Consider the following 14,928-nt stretch of genomic DNA (forward strand, 5'->3'; position numbering starts at 1 on the left):
AAATGAACTATACGGGTAAACATGTTCTGGTATTAGGGCTTGGAGAATCGGGCCTGGCATCCGCTTTGTGGCTGGCACATTGCGGTGCGACCGTGCGCGTGGCCGATACCCGCAGTGCGCCCGAAAGGCTGCCGTTGCTGCAGCAGGCCATTCCGGACGTCGAATTTTGCGGTCCCGATGAGAATGCTGAAGCGGGTTTTGCCGCCAGCCTGCTGGACGGCATCGATTTTGCGGTCACCAGCCCGGGCCTGGCGCCGACACGCGAGCTGAAAGACATCCTGTCCGCCGCCACCGACCGCGACATCCCGGTATGGGGCGAGATCGAAGTATTCGCGCAAGCCCTGGCGGCATTGCGCGAGAGCCAGGGCTATGCGCCTAAAGTGATTGCCATCACCGGCACCAACGGCAAGACTACCGTCACCAGCCTGACCGGCTTGCTGTGCGAACGCGCCGGCCTGACAGTGCAGGTTGCCGGCAATATCAGCCCGGCTGCGCTGGATGTCTTGCGCAGCGCGCTGGAGCGCGACGCCTTGCCCCAGGTCTGGGTGCTGGAACTGTCCAGCTTCCAGCTGCACGCTACCTGCGGCCTGCATGCAGATGCCGCGACCATTCTGAACATCACCCAGGATCACCTGGACTGGCACGGCGACATGGCGTCGTATGTCGCCGACAAGGCGCGCATCTTCGGCGCCAATACCGTGCGTGTGCTGAATCGCGACGATCCTTTGACGATGCAGTTCGCCAGCGGCAACAGCATCAGTTTCGGTTTCGATGAACCGCATGAAGGCGATTGCTTTGGACTGGTCAGCGACAATGGCATGCAATGGCTGTCGGTCGCGGTGCCCGGCGATGAAGACGAACGTGTCGAGAAGCGGCGTAACAAAAAAGAACAGCTGGCCTTGCTGCCGGTGACGGTCAAGCGCCTGATGCCGGCCGACGCCTTGCGCATCCGCGGCCGCCATAATGCCGCCAATGCGCTCGCGGCGCTGGCCCTGTGCCGCGCGATCGACCTGCCGTTCGCACCCTTGCTGCACGGCTTGCGCGAATACCATGGCGAACCGCATCGGGTCGAGCTGGTGACCACCATAGGCGGAGTCGAATACTACGACGACAGCAAGGGCACCAACGTCGGCGCCACGGTCGCCGCGCTGAACGGCCTGGGGCGCGGTTGCGACGGCGATGGCGCGGGCGCCAATCCTAGCCGTTTGCTGCTGATCGCCGGCGGCGACGGCAAAGGACAAGATTTTGCACCGCTGGCGGGGCCGCTGGCGGCTTACGGCCGGGCGCTGCTGCTGATCGGCCGCGACGCGCCGGCAATTCGCGCTGCGGTGGAAAGCACGGCTGGCGCACTGGAAATCATCGACTGCGCGACGCTGGAAGAAGCCGTGACCCGCGCAGCAGAGCTGGCCCATCCTGGCGACGCCGTGCTGCTGTCGCCAGCCTGCGCCAGTTTCGACATGTTCCGCAACTATGCGCACCGGGCGCAAGTGTTCGTCGATGCCGTGCGCGAACTGGCCTTGTCGCGCGGCGAGGTCGGACTATGAAATTCGCCTTTCCGTCATTTTCAGGCAAGCCTGCGGATAGCTCAGTGAGCAATGCTGCGCCGCGGCCGCGCGCGATCGACAGCCAGAAGCCTGGCGTCCAGCGTTCGAAAATGATGGAATACGACCAGCCGCTGGTGTGGGTGGTGATCATCCTGATGCTGTTCGGCTTGGTGATGGTGTATTCGGCCTCGATCGCCTTGCCGGATTCGCCCAAGTATTCGAACTACACGAATGCCCATTTCCTGGTGCGGCAAGCGATCTTCATCTGCGTCTCGCTGGTGGCCGGCCTGGTGACCTTCCGCATCCCGATTGCCACCTGGCAGCGCTGGGCGCCGTATCTGTTCGTGGTCACGCTGATCCTGCTGGCGATGGTGCTGGTGCCGGGCCTGGGGCGCGGCGTCAACGGCGCCAAGCGCTGGCTGTCGTTCCGCGTCTTCAATTTGCAGCCTTCGGAACTGATGAAGCTGTTCATCGTGCTGTACGCCGCCAACTACACGGTGCGCAAGCAGGAGGTGATGCACAAGCTGACCAAGGGATTCCTACCGATGACGGCGGCGGTCGGCCTGGTCGGCCTGTTGCTGATGCTGGAGCCGGATCTCGGCGCGCTCGGCGTGATCGTCTGCATCGCCATGGGGATCCTGTTCCTGGGCGGGATCAACGGCATCTGGTTTGGCGGCATCGGCGCCATGCTGGCAGGCATGTTTACGCTGGTGATCTGGCTGTCGCCATGGCGTCGCGAGCGGATTTTCGCCTACCTGAATCCATGGGCCGAAGAAAATGCCCTGGGCAAGGCTTACCAGCTGTCGCACTCACTGATCGCCTTCGGCCGCGGCGAGCTGTTTGGCGTCGGTCTCGGCGCCAGCGTCGAAAAACTGCACTATTTGCCGGAAGCGCATACCGACTTCCTGCTGGCGGTGATCGGCGAAGAGCTGGGGTTTGCCGGCGTGCTGGTGGTGGTGATGCTGTTTTACTGGATTATCAAACGCTCGTTTGAAATCGGCCGCCAAGCCATCGCGATGGAACAGACTTTCGCCGGCCTGACAGCCAAGGGCATCGGCATCTGGATCGGCGTGCAGACCTTCATCAACATGGGCGTCAACCTGGGTCTGCTGCCGACCAAGGGCTTGACCTTGCCGCTGATGAGCTACGGCGGTTCCGGCGTGCTGATCAATTGCATCGGCCTGGCGATCCTGCTGCGCATCGATTATGAAAACCGGGTTCTGATGCGCGGAGGCCGGGCATGAACATGCAACAAAAACGTCTCGTCATCATGGCTGCGGGCACCGGCGGCCATATATTTCCGGGCCTGGCGATTGCCGAGACCATGCGCGCGCGCGGCTGGCAGGTCAGCTGGCTGGGCACCACGCATGGCATGGAATCCGACCTGGTGCCGCAGCATGGCATCGAGATGGACAAGATTGTGTTTGCGGGTTTGCGCGGCAAAGGATTGGCGCATACCGTGCGCGGCGCCTGGCGGATGTTGCTGAGTTTTCCGGCTTGCTTCGGCATCCTGGGCCGACGCCAGGCCGATGTCGTGCTGGGCATGGGCGGCTATGTGACGGTGCCGGGCGGCGCCATGGCGCGTTTGCGCGGCGTGCCGCTGGTGCTGGTGAATGCCGACGCGGCCTTGCTGCTGTCGAACAAAACCCTGACGCCATTGGCGCAGCGCGTGCTGTTCGGTTTCCCTGCCGATTTTGGCAAGGCGGCCAGCAAGGCGCTGGTCACCGGCAATCCGGTGCGCAAGGAAATCCTGGCGCTGTCTTTGCCGGAGCAGCGCTACAGCGGGCGCATAGGTCCCTTGCGTCTGCTGGTAGTGGGCGGCAGTCTTGGCGCCAAGGCATTGAATGATTGCTTGCCGGCGGCGCTGGCATTGATCCCCGCCGAGCAGCGGCCCAGCGTCACGCATCAGTCGGGCAAGCAGCATATCGAAGCCTTGCGCGGCGCTTATGCGGCGGCGGGCGTGACGGCGGAAGTGGTGGCGTTCATCGATGACATGCCGCGCCGCTACGCTGATGCCGACCTGGTGATTTGCCGCGCCGGGGCGATCACGGTGTCGGAATTGACCGCGGCCGGCGTCGCCAGCGTGCTGGTGCCGCTGGTGGCTTCGACCACTTCGCACCAGCGCGACAATGCGCGCTGGATGGCGACGCAGAAAGCGGCGATTCATTTGCCGCAAACGGATTTAAGCAAAGAGCGCCTGGCCGCGTTGTTGACACGGATCTCGCGTCAGGACTGCCAGACGATGGCGCAGGCAGCATATGAAAACGGCCGGCGCGATGCGAATGAAGCAATCGCGCGGGTTTTGGAAGAATTGGCAGGTCCGCAGTGAGTACATCATGAAACATAAAGTTAAAAATATCCATTTCGTAGGCATCGGCGGCAGCGGCATGAGCGGCATTGCCGAGGTGCTGCTGAATCTCGGCTATACCATTTCCGGCTCCGATCTCGGCGACAATGCGGCGACGCGCCGCCTGGCCGGACTGGGCGCCAAGGTCAGCCGCGGCCACGCCGCCAAGCATATCGACCAGGCCCACGCCATCGTCACATCGACCGCAGTGCAGGCCGATAATCCGGAAGTCGTCGCGGCCCGCGAAAGGCATATCCCCATCGTGCCGCGTGCGGTCATGCTGGCGGAACTGATGCGCCTCAAGCGCGGCATCGCCATCGCCGGCACCCACGGCAAGACCACCACCACCAGCCTGGTGGCAAGCGTGCTGGCGCAGGGCGGACTGGATCCGACCTTTGTGATCGGCGGCCGTCTCACCAGCGCCGGCGCCAACGCCAAGCTCGGTTCCGGCGACTTTATCGTGGCCGAAGCCGATGAATCGGATGCCTCGTTCCTGAATCTGTCGCCGGTGATCGAGGTGATCACCAATATCGATGCCGATCATATGGATACCTATGATCACGATTTCGGCAAGCTGAAACAGGCCTTCGTCGAGTTTACCCAGCGGCTGCCGTTCTACGGCGTCGCCGTGCTGTGCATGGATGACGCCAATGTGCGTGAAATCATGCCGCAGATTTCCAAGCTGATCACCACCTACGGCTTCCACGAAGAAGCCGACGTGCGCGCGATCGACGCCAAGGCGGTCGGCGGCCACATGCAGTTCACCGTGATCCAGAAAGGCTATGCGGCGATGCCGATCAGCCTGAACCAGCCTGGCATGCACAATGTGCAGAACGCCTGCGCGGCGATTGCGATTGCGCGTGAGCTGGGTGTCGCCGATAGCGCGATCCAGCAGGCGTTGACCGAGTTTAACGGCGTTGGCCGGCGCTTTACACGCTACGGCGAAATCAAGCTGCAGGATGCCGCCGGCAAGTCCAAGGGCGAATTTGCGCTGGTCGACGACTACGGCCATCACCCGGTGGAAACCGCGGCCACCATCCAGGCGGCGCGCGGCGCCTATCCGGGACGGCGGCTGGTGCTGGTATTCCAGCCGCATCGCTATACCCGCACCCGTGACCTGTTTGAGGATTTTGTCAAAGTATTGTCGACCGTCGACGTGCTGGTGCTGGCGGAAGTGTATGCCGCCGGCGAAGCGCCGATTGTCGCTGCCGACGGCCGCGCGCTGGCGCATGCCTTGCGGGTGGCTGGCATGGGCGAGCTGGTGTTTGTGGAAGATATCAACGACATGCCGGCATCGATCTTGAATATCGTCCGCGACGGCGACGTCGTGATGACCATGGGAGCCGGTTCGATTAGCGGCGTGCCGGGCAAGCTGGCGCAATTGGTAGAGCAATGAATATGAGTGATGCGATGAGCAAAAAAAAGACAGGTCATCAATTCGGAAAAGTCGGCGTGCTGTTCGGCGGCCGTTCGGCCGAGCGCGAAGTGTCCATCATGTCCGGCAACGGCGTGCTGAAGGCACTGAAAAGCCGCGGCGTCGACGCCCATCTATTCGATCCGGCCGAGCGCAGCCTGGCGGAACTGGCGGCGGAAAAATTCGACCGCGTGTTCATCGCCTTGCATGGCCGCTACGGCGAAGACGGCACGCTGCAAGGTGCGCTGGAACAGTTGGGCATTCCGTATACCGGCCCGGGCGTGATGGCATCGGCGATTGCGATGGACAAGGTGATGACCAAGCGTGTCTGGCAAAGCGCGGGCTTGCCGACACCGCGCTTCCTGGTGCTCGATGCGCACAGCGCGACCCGCGAAGAGTTGCGCCAGGTGCCGGATGTGCTGGGCTTGCCGCTGATGCTGAAGGCGCCGCATGAAGGGTCGACCATCGGTATCGCCAAGGTCGCCGGCTATTCCGACATGAGCGAGGGTTTTGCCTTGTGCGCCAAGTACGATGAGGTGGTGCTGGCGGAAGAATTCATCCGCGGCCGCGAGCTGACGGTGCCGGTGCTGGGCGCCGGCCGCACAGCGCGCCCTCTGCCTATCGTCGAGATCCGCGCGCCTGAAGGCAATTACGACTATCAGCACAAGTATTTTACCGACGACACCAAGTATTTATGTCCGGCTCCGCTGGATGCCGCGCTGACCCAGCGCATTCAGGCGCTGGCGGTGCAGGCGTTCAGGGCGATCGGCTGCGAAGGCTGGGCGCGCGTCGATTTCATGCTGCGCGATGCGGATAACGAGCCGTTCCTGCTGGAGATCAATACATCGCCAGGGATGACCGGCCATTCGCTGGTGCCGATGGCAGCCAAGGCGGACGGCGTCAGCTATGAAGATTTGTGTGTTGAAATCCTGGCCTCGGCGGCGCTCGACCTGGCGCCAACCGCGGACTGGAAGCCGGTATGAGCGGCAAGCAGAGAAAGAAGATTGAAAGAAATTAATTAAAGATTTACCTAACGATCCAAGCGATAAAGTCGATAACCATGTGGCAAGACGTCAAAATGTTGAACGCGATCTCCGGCACCTTGCTAGGACTGGCAGCGCTCGCATTGCTGGCGTCCGGCATCTGGTGGCTGGCGCAGCGTCCGATGTTTACGCTGAAGACCATCCGCATTGAAGGCGTCGGCCAGAGCGAGCTGCGGCGGGTCAATCCGCTGATCGTGCGCGCTGCCGCGCTGCCGCGCATCAAGGGTAATTTCTTTACGGCGAACCTGGATACGGTGCGCACGGCATTCGAATCGGTGCCGTGGGTGCGCAAGGCGACGGTGCAGCGCGAATGGCCGAACACGCTGATCGTGACGGTTGAGGAGCATGAGCCGCTGGCGACCTGGGATGACGACGGCCGCTTGATGTCGGTGCGTGGCGACTTGTTTACCGCCAACCTGGCCGAGGCGGAAGAAGACGGCGAATTACTGCGCCTGTCCGGCCCTGCCGGCAGCGAGAAGGATGTAGTGGCGCGCCTGGCGGATTTCCGCCAGTGGTTTGCGCCGCTCAAGCTGAACCCGGTGGACGTGGCTTTATCGAGCCGCTACGCATGGACGGTCAAGCTGGACAACGGCATGACGGTGGAGCTGGGACGGGAACAGAACAAGACCACGCTGAAAGACCGGGTGGCGCGGCTGGTGCAGATTTATCCGCAGTTGCTGTCGCGTTTGCAGAACCGGATCGAGAGTGTAGATATGCGGTATCCGAATGGCTTGGCGCTGAAGGCTAGCGGCATGACGGGCGGATTGGGAAGCAAGAAAAAATAAGCGAAACATTATGACAAAAGACGCAAAAAACTTGATCGTCGGTCTCGACATCGGCACCTCGAAAGTGGTGGCGGTGGTAGCCGAGGTATTGTCGGATGGGCGCCATGAAGTGATCGGCCTGGGCCAGGCTGAATCCAAGGGTTTGAAAAAAGGCGTGGTGGTGAACATCGAAGCCACCGTGGAATCGATTCAGCGCGCGCTGGAAGAGGCCGAGCTGATGGCCGATTGCAAGATCCGCAATGTCTATACCGGGATCGCCGGCAGCCATATTCGCAGCTTCAATTCCAGCGGCATGGTGGCGATCAAGGACAAGGAAGTCAGCGCAGCGGACGTCTCGCGCGTTATTGAAACGGCCAAGGCGGTCAATATTCCGACCGATCAGCAACTGCTGCATACCGTACCGCAGGAATTTATTGTCGATAGCCAGGAAGATGTGCGCGAACCAATCGGCATGAGCGGTATCCGACTTGAGGTCAAGGTGCACATCGTCACCGGCGCCGTGTCCGCGGTGCAGAACATCGTCAAGTGCATCCGCCGTTGCGGACTGGAAGTGTCTGACCTGATCCTGCAGCCGATGGCTTCGGCCGATGCGGTGCTGACGCCGGACGAGAAGGAGCTGGGCGTGGTGCTGGTGGATATCGGCGGCGGCACCACCGACGTCGCGGTGTTCACCGAAGGGGCGATCCGCCATACCGCGGTGATCCCGATTGCCGGCGACCAGATCACCAACGACATTGCGATGGCGCTGCGCACGCCCACCAATGAAGCCGAAGAGATCAAGCTGCGCTACGGCGTCGCCAAGCAGATCCTGGCCGATCCGGGCGAAACGCTGGAGGTGCCGGGCCTGGGCGACCGCAATCCGCGCACCTTGTCGCGCCAGGCATTGGCGGCGGTGATCGAGCCGCGGGTGGAGGAATTGTTCGCGCTGGTGCATCAGGTGGTGCGCGAGTCGGGTTACGAAGAAGTGCTGTCGAGCGGCGTGGTGCTGACCGGCGGTTCGGCCATGATGCCAGGCATGATCGAACTGGCGGAAGATATCTTCCTCAAGCCGGCGCGCCTGGGTACGCCGGAATACCGCGGCCAGCTGGCCGACGTGGTGCGCAGCCCGCGCTATTCGACGGTGCTGGGACTGCTGCTGGAAGCGAAGAAGCAATACCTGCGCGGTTATATCGTGACGCGCCAGGAAGGATCGGCGAAGGCGATCTGGCAGCGGATGAAGGAATGGTTTCTGGGTAATTTTTAGTTTTTATTTCTGCGGGACAGAGTTTAAGAGTCGCCCGGGCAAGTGGATGGCGAAGCACTTTGTACTCGCAGATCACCGTGAAGTTTAATTTTAATGTTGTTTGTGCAACACGCAGTTGTCAGTTGCTAGGCCTCACACCGCGTGATGCCTATTGACTGAATGCTGCATCTTTATGAGGAAATATCATGGAAATCGATATGCTTGACAATGCAACTTTGGGCACCGTGATTAAAGTCGTCGGTGTCGGCGGCGCCGGCGGCAATGCGGTCCAACATATGATCAACAAGGGTGTGTCGGGAGTGGAGTTCATCGCTGCCAACACGGATGCACAGGCGCTCAAGCAGTCGAAGGCGCATAACGTCATCCAGATCGGCGAGACCGGCCTGGGCGCCGGGATGAAGCCGTCGGTGGGCCGCCAGCTGGCGGAAGAATCGCGCGGCCGCATCGAAGACGCATTGCGCGGCGCACACATGGTGTTCATCGCCGCCGGCATGGGCGGCGGCACCGGCACCGGCGCCGCGCCGGTGGTGGCGCAGATCGCCAAGGAGCAGGGTGCGCTGACCGTGGCGGTGGTTTCCAAGCCTTTCTCTTACGAAGGCCAGAAGTGCATGGACATCGCCGACGAAGGCTTGGAAGCGTTGTCGCAGCACGTCGATTCGCTGATCATCATTCTCAACGAAAAGCTCGAAGAGATCTATGAAGACGACAGCATGATGGAGTGGCTGCAGCACGCCGACGATGTGCTCAACAATGCCGTTGCCGGGATTGCTGAAATCATCAATGTGCCTGGCCATATCAACGTCGACTTCAACGACGTCAAGACCATCATGGGCGAACAGGGCAAGGCGATGATGGGTACCGCCACCGCTTCCGGCGTCGATCGCGCCCGCCTGGCGGCGGAGCAGGCAGTCGCTTCGCCGCTGTTGGACGGCATCGATCTGTCCGGCGCGCGCGGCGTGCTGGTCAACGTCACCGCCAGCCGCAGCCTGAAGGGTAAGGAAATCAAGGAAGTCATGGCGACCGTGCGTGCGTTTGCGGCGCCGGATGCTTCGATTGCCCAGGGTATTGCCTACGACGAAGCGATGGGCGACGATATCCGCGTCACCGTGGTTGCCACTGGCCTCGGCCGTGCGCGCAAGGCGGTGCAGCTGGTGCAGGCGCCGATGATGCGTACCGGCACCCACAATGAGCCGCTGATGCACGGCCAGCCGTCGGTTGGCCATGGCAGCTCGTCGTTCGAAGGCATGAAGGCGCCGGCGGTATGGCGTCGCGAATCGGCTTCCGACACGGTGCGCGCACTGGAAAAGAACGGCATGGAAACCTACGACATCCCGGCTTTCCTGCGCAAACAGGCCGACTAAGCCGGTCCGCGCGTTCTTGCGCGGGGCTGGCGGCCGATAGCGGATGGATATACCCGCTATCAGCCGCCAGGCCCTGCATGAATTTGCGGAACAAGGCATACTGCGGATTCCACGCCGCGTCGCAAGGCGCGGCGTTTTCTTTTTAGCATGCGCTAACATACGGTGTCTCGGCAGATCGGTGCACGGCTCAGGTCGTGGCGCCGGTCTGGAGGCTTCATTCACTAGACAAGGACTTATCATGACCATCAAGATCGGCGATCGCCTGCCGGAAGGCAAATTAGCAGAATTCATCGAAACCGAAACCGCAGGTTGCGCGCTCGGCCCAAATACATTCAATGTCAGCGATCTGGTCAAGGGCAAGAAGATCGCCCTGTTCGCGGTTCCTGGCGCATTCACGCCGACCTGCTCGGCCAAGCATCTGCCTGGCTACATCCAGCACGCGGCAGAATTCAAGGCCAAGGGCGTTGACGAAATCTGGGCGATTTCGGTGAACGACGCTTTCGTCATGGGCGCCTGGGGCCGTGATCAAAAGGCGACCGGCATCGTGCGTCTGCTGGCTGACGGCAATGCAGATTTCGTCAAGGCGCTGGGCCTGGACGCGGATTTCGGCAAGTTCGGCATGGGTACGCGTTCGCAGCGTTTCTCGGCGCTGATCGACGACGGCGTGGTCAAGCAATTGAACGTTGAGCAAGGCGGCGCATTTGAAGTGTCCAATGCAGAAACACTGCTGGGCCAGCTGGCATAAGATTTACTCTTGTCGGTAAGCAAGGCGGCGCCGAGTGCGCCGCTTTTTGCATCTGTAGCCGGGCAATCGCGGCTTTGTTGATAGCCTGCCGATATGGTTGCGATAGGAAAAAATACGCTGGACCGCCAAGCGTGTTTTTTATCCCACACCGGGTACACATCGTTACAGAATAATTATCAGTCAGACTTATAATGTCATCATGTTGAAACAACGCACCATCAAGAAAATTGTCAAGACGACAGGCATTGGCGTCCATTCCGGCACCAAGGTCGAGCTGACCCTGCGCCCGGCCGCCATCGATACCGGGATTGTCTTTCGCCGTGTCGACCTTGATCCTGTTATCGATTTCCCGGCGAAAGCCACCGAAGTCGGCGATACCCGCATGGCTTCCGTGCTGGTCAAGGACGGCGCACGGGTGTCGACCATCGAGCATCTGATGTCGGCCTGTTCCGGACTGGGCATCGATAATCTGTATGTCGACGTCACCGCGGAAGAAATCCCGATCATGGACGGTTCGGCATCTTCCTTCGTGTTCCTGCTGCAGCAAGCCGGACTGGAAGAACAGAACGCCGCCAAGAAATTCGTCCGCATCAAGAAAAGCGTGGAAGTGCGCGAAGGCCAGGGCGAGCGCGAGAAATGGGCGCGGCTGGATCCTTGCAACGGTTTCAAGCTCAAGTTCTTTATCGAATTCAACCATCCCGCGGTCGACGGCACCGGCCAGACCGCGGAAGTCGATTTCAGCGTCGAGTCATATGTGAAGGAAGTGGCGCGCGCGCGTACCTTCGGTTTCATGCAGGACGTGGAAACCATGCGCGGCCTGGGCCTGGCGCGTGGCGGCTCGCTGGAAAACGCGATTGTGATGGATGAATACCGGATTTTGAACAGCGACGGCTTGCGTTACGAAAACGAATTCGTGCGCCACAAGATCCTGGATGCCATTGGCGATCTGTACCTGATCGGCCATCCGCTCTTGGCCAGCTACACTGCCCACAAATCGGGGCACGGCTTGAACAACCAGCTGCTGCGCGCCTTGCTGGCGCAGCCGGATGCGTATGAAGTAGTCAGCTTCGATGAACTCACCGAAGCGCCGGGCGCCTATCAGCGGCAAGTCGGACAAGAGTGGGCTTTGAACTAGGCCCGTTCTCCTTCTCCGTTAAACGCTGCGCATCAAAACAAGCGCCTATTCCGCGCTTGTTCCCTTTGCTTCATGTTCCTCATGCACCTCCAGGTGGACGCTGCCCGTGCGCTGATCGTAGTCCAGAATCTCTGCGTAGCGGCCCCAGGAAATCAGCGTGGCGAACAGGCTCTCCGGCTGGTCGTAGGGCAGCAGGCTCGCCAGTTGTTCCAGAATCTCATCCTCTTTTACCCGCGCCCCAGGATTTTCGTTGAGGCGCTCCGTCAGCATCTGGAACAGGCGCAAGCGTAAAATCTGCTTCCTGAACAGCGTCTTGCGCGCCGCCAGCGGCGCGGCCAGGAAATACCAGCCGAGCGTGGTCATGGTGACTTCGTGTTTCGGCGTATCCACCAGGTCCAGCATCTCGGCAGCCTTGACGATCGCAATCGTTTCGCCGAAGTCGGTGCCGATGCGGGTGCTCAGCTCGTAGATATTGATGGTCTCCTGATTGTTCTGGAGAATCTCCAGCAAACCGACAATTCGCCCCACCGGTACATTAGGAATCGGTTCGACGCGGCCGGCGCCTGCGTCCTGCACGGCGACCGCCTGCACCTCCTGTTCCTGCGTTTGGTCAGCGCCGGCCTCCGCCGCCTCGATTTCGTCGCCCGGTTCATCCGGCAGCGCCAGCGCGGTGATCGCGTCGTGGATCTGGTTGACCAGGGCGGCGAATTCCTTCGACTTGACGTCGCGCGGATAGGGCAGCGGGTTGGCGATCACATTCTTGATGCGCCCCGGATGCGAAGAAATGATCACGATGCGCGAAGCCATATAGGCCGCTTCGACGATGTTGTGGGTGACGAAGAAAATGCTCTTGATGCCGGTCTCGCTGCCGTTGTTCCACAGGTCGACCACTTCGGCGCGCAGGTTCTCGGCAGTGAGCACGTCGAGCGCGCTGAAGGCTTCATCCATGCACAGCACCTCAGGCTTGGCGACGATCGCGCGCGCCAGGCCGACGCGCTGGCGCATGCCGCCGGACAGCTCCTTGGGGAAGGCATTCTCGAAGCCGGACAAGCCGATCAGCGTCAGCACCTTTTCAATTTCTTCCTGTTCCTGCCGCGCGCTGAGGCGGCGCTGGGTCAGGCCGACCTGGACATTCTGCTGCACCGTCAGCCACGGATACAGGGCGAAGCTCTGGAACACGATGGAGAGCTTGCGATTGATGCCTTCCAACGCCTTGCCATGACTGAGCACGGCGCCGCTGGTGGGATCCGTGAGCCCGGCGATCAGGCGCAGGATGGTCGATTTGCCGCTGCCCGACTGCCCCAGCAGCGCCAGCATTTCGCCTTCGCGCACGGCAAGACTGATGTCGTCGAGAATGGTGACGGGTTCGCCGCCGCCAGTGGTATAGGCTTTCGATACATGCTGCAGTTCGATCAGCGGTGCTGCAGAGCTGCGGCTGGCGCCGGCAGACGGCGCAGCGGTGGAAGCAGTGGAAACGGAGTCAGACATCGGTCACATCCTTGGAACGCTTATCGGATGCTCAGTGCGTGCTTACTGAGCAATTAATCGAGCTTGAATTTATGCTCTGCCAGCGCATACAGCCGGCGCCACAGGAAACGGTTGATCAGCACCACGAACAGCGACATCACCACGATGCTGAAATAGATGGCGGGCTTGTCGCCTTTCTCGGTGACCTGCGCAATGTAGGCGCCGAGGCCGTCAGCCACCAGTTTGTTGTTGCCCCATGACGCCACCTCGGCCACGATGCTGGCATTCCAGGCGCCGCCGGTGGCGGTGACGGCGCCGGTCACCCAGAACGGGAAAATCGCCGGAATGATCACGGTCTTCCACAGACGCCATTTACGCAAGCCGAAGATTTGCGCCGCTTCCCGCAAGTCGGTAGGAATCGCCATGGCGCCGGCGATTACATTAAACAGGATATACCACTGGGTGCCCAATGCCATCAGCAGGATGCTGCCGACGTTGATGGGGATATTCGCCGTGATGAAAAACACCACGATGAAGGGAAAAGTCATGTTGACCGGAAACGAGGCGGCAATCTGCGCCAGCGGCTGGGCGATGCGCGCTACCCGCGGCCGCAAGCCTATCCAGACCCCGATCGGAGTCCAGATCAGGGTGGCGACGATCATCATCGCCAGCACCCGCAGGAAGGTCAGGACAGCCAGCCAGACCACGTGCAGCATCGCGGCGCCGGTCATCTCGGTCTTGATCTCGCGGGCAACGCCGAAGGCGTCGATCACCAGCCACGCAATGCCGGCGGCGGCAGCCAGCCAGATCGCCACGCGCAATCCCTGCTTGAAGAGCGTCGGTGCATTGCGCGTCACGCTTTCCGTGACATCGCTGGCAACCGAGGACAGGCGCTGGCTGAAGCGCGCGACGATGCGCCCGATGCGCCCGAACAGCCAGCCGATCAAGTTGGAACGCTGCAGCAGATCCAGCATCCAGGATTGCGGACTGTCTTTCGCCTCGGTATTTTCCAGCTTGAATTTCTCGGCCCAGGCCACCAGCGGCCGCCACACCAGCTGATCGATCAAGAGAATGGTGAAAATCATGGCGCCGATCGCATACAGCGCGGCGCGGGTGTTGCCGGCCTCGACCGCAGCGGCCATATACGAGCCCAGTCCTGGCAGCTTGATATTCTTGTTCAGCACCGTGATCGCTTCGCTCTGCGCCACGAAAAACCAGCCGCCGCCGAAGCTCATCATCGAGTTCCACATCAGGCCGATGGCCGATGTCGGCAGTTCCAGCGTGGTAAAACGCTGCCAGCGGTTGAGGCGGAAGATGGACGCGGCTTCCGACAGCTCGGCCGGAATCGTCACCAGCGAATGGTAAAAGCCGAAAGTCATGTTCCAGGCTTGCGCCGTGAACACCGCAAAGATGCTGGCGCATTCGACGCCCAGCAGGCTGCCCGGGAACAGGGCCAGGAAGCCGGTCACCGTGATCGACAGGAACCCCAGCACCGGCACCGATTGCAGGATATCCAGGATCGGCAGCATGACCTTGCGCGCGCGCGGACTCTTGGCTGCGATGTAGCCCCAGATAAAGGTGAACAGCAGGGAAGCGCCGAAGGCGATGAACATCCGCAACACGGTGCGTGCGGTGTAATACGGAATCATCCCGACTTCCAGCGACAGCGGCGGCGGATGCAGTTCGTCGAAATGCACGCGCATGTCGCCGCTGAGCGAGAACACCAGCCAGAACAGCAGCAGCATCGCCAGCACGACCAGGATGTCGACCCAGCCGAAGCGCCAGCCAGTCCGCAGCTGGGGCGCCGTGATATCGGGATAAGCGCGTTTGGGCATTTTTATTTC

The 14,928-nt window shown here is 61.2% G+C and carries 12 protein-coding genes; 10 read left to right on the forward strand and 2 right to left on the reverse strand.

Annotated features, from left to right (window positions below):
- Positions 1 to 2: 2 nt before the first annotated feature.
- From murD to lpxC, 10 genes are all read left to right on the forward strand, one after another.
- On the forward strand, positions 3 to 1,544 hold the full coding sequence (murD, locus tag AC07V8_RS13985; protein ID WP_494678744.1) for a UDP-N-acetylmuramoyl-L-alanine--D-glutamate ligase: 1,542 nt from the start codon (positions 3 to 5) through the stop codon (positions 1,542 to 1,544).
- Positions 1,541 to 2,788, forward strand: a complete 1,248-nt coding sequence (gene ftsW / locus AC07V8_RS13990; RefSeq protein ID WP_494678745.1) for a putative lipid II flippase FtsW — start codon at positions 1,541 to 1,543, stop codon at positions 2,786 to 2,788. Before murD ends, ftsW begins: the two co-directional genes overlap by 4 nt.
- Positions 2,785 to 3,873, forward strand: coding sequence for an undecaprenyldiphospho-muramoylpentapeptide beta-N-acetylglucosaminyltransferase (gene murG, locus AC07V8_RS13995; RefSeq protein ID WP_494678746.1), 1,089 nt, complete (start codon positions 2,785 to 2,787; stop codon positions 3,871 to 3,873). Before ftsW ends, murG begins: the two co-directional genes overlap by 4 nt.
- 7 nt (positions 3,874 to 3,880) lie before the next feature.
- On the forward strand, positions 3,881 to 5,287 hold the full coding sequence (murC, locus tag AC07V8_RS14000) for a UDP-N-acetylmuramate--L-alanine ligase (RefSeq protein ID WP_494678747.1): 1,407 nt from the start codon (positions 3,881 to 3,883) through the stop codon (positions 5,285 to 5,287).
- Between the two features lie 14 nt (positions 5,288 to 5,301).
- Positions 5,302 to 6,288, forward strand: a complete 987-nt coding sequence (locus AC07V8_RS14005) for a D-alanine--D-alanine ligase (RefSeq protein WP_494678748.1) — start codon at positions 5,302 to 5,304, stop codon at positions 6,286 to 6,288.
- Positions 6,289 to 6,365: 77 nt separating this feature from the next.
- Positions 6,366 to 7,133 (forward strand): cell division protein FtsQ/DivIB, encoded by a 768-nt coding sequence (locus tag AC07V8_RS14010; protein ID WP_494678749.1) that lies wholly within the window; start codon positions 6,366 to 6,368, stop codon positions 7,131 to 7,133.
- 10 nt (positions 7,134 to 7,143) lie between these two features.
- Complete coding sequence (gene ftsA / locus AC07V8_RS14015) at positions 7,144 to 8,376, forward strand: cell division protein FtsA (RefSeq protein WP_211445145.1); 1,233 nt, start codon at positions 7,144 to 7,146, stop codon at positions 8,374 to 8,376.
- A 185-nt stretch (positions 8,377 to 8,561) separates the two neighbouring features.
- Positions 8,562 to 9,737, forward strand: a complete 1,176-nt coding sequence (ftsZ, locus tag AC07V8_RS14020; RefSeq protein WP_494678750.1) for a cell division protein FtsZ — start codon at positions 8,562 to 8,564, stop codon at positions 9,735 to 9,737.
- Positions 9,738 to 9,975: 238 nt separating this feature from the next.
- Entirely contained in the window at positions 9,976 to 10,482 is a 507-nt protein-coding gene (locus tag AC07V8_RS14025) for a peroxiredoxin (RefSeq protein WP_211445143.1), read from the forward strand.
- Positions 10,483 to 10,681: 199 nt separating this feature from the next.
- Positions 10,682 to 11,617 (forward strand): UDP-3-O-acyl-N-acetylglucosamine deacetylase, encoded by a 936-nt coding sequence (gene lpxC, locus AC07V8_RS14030; RefSeq protein WP_494678751.1) that lies wholly within the window; start codon positions 10,682 to 10,684, stop codon positions 11,615 to 11,617.
- 45 nt (positions 11,618 to 11,662) lie between these two features.
- Here lpxC and AC07V8_RS14035 read toward each other — a convergent pair whose 3' ends face one another.
- Complete coding sequence (locus AC07V8_RS14035) at positions 11,663 to 13,105, reverse strand: ABC transporter ATP-binding protein (RefSeq protein ID WP_494678752.1); 1,443 nt, start codon at positions 13,103 to 13,105, stop codon at positions 11,663 to 11,665.
- A 53-nt stretch (positions 13,106 to 13,158) separates the two neighbouring features.
- Entirely contained in the window at positions 13,159 to 14,919 is a 1,761-nt protein-coding gene (locus AC07V8_RS14040) for an ABC transporter permease (protein WP_494678753.1), read from the reverse strand.
- Positions 14,920 to 14,928: the final 9 nt, after the last annotated feature.

The organism is Collimonas sp. GW821-FHT02H07, assembly GCF_059421505.1.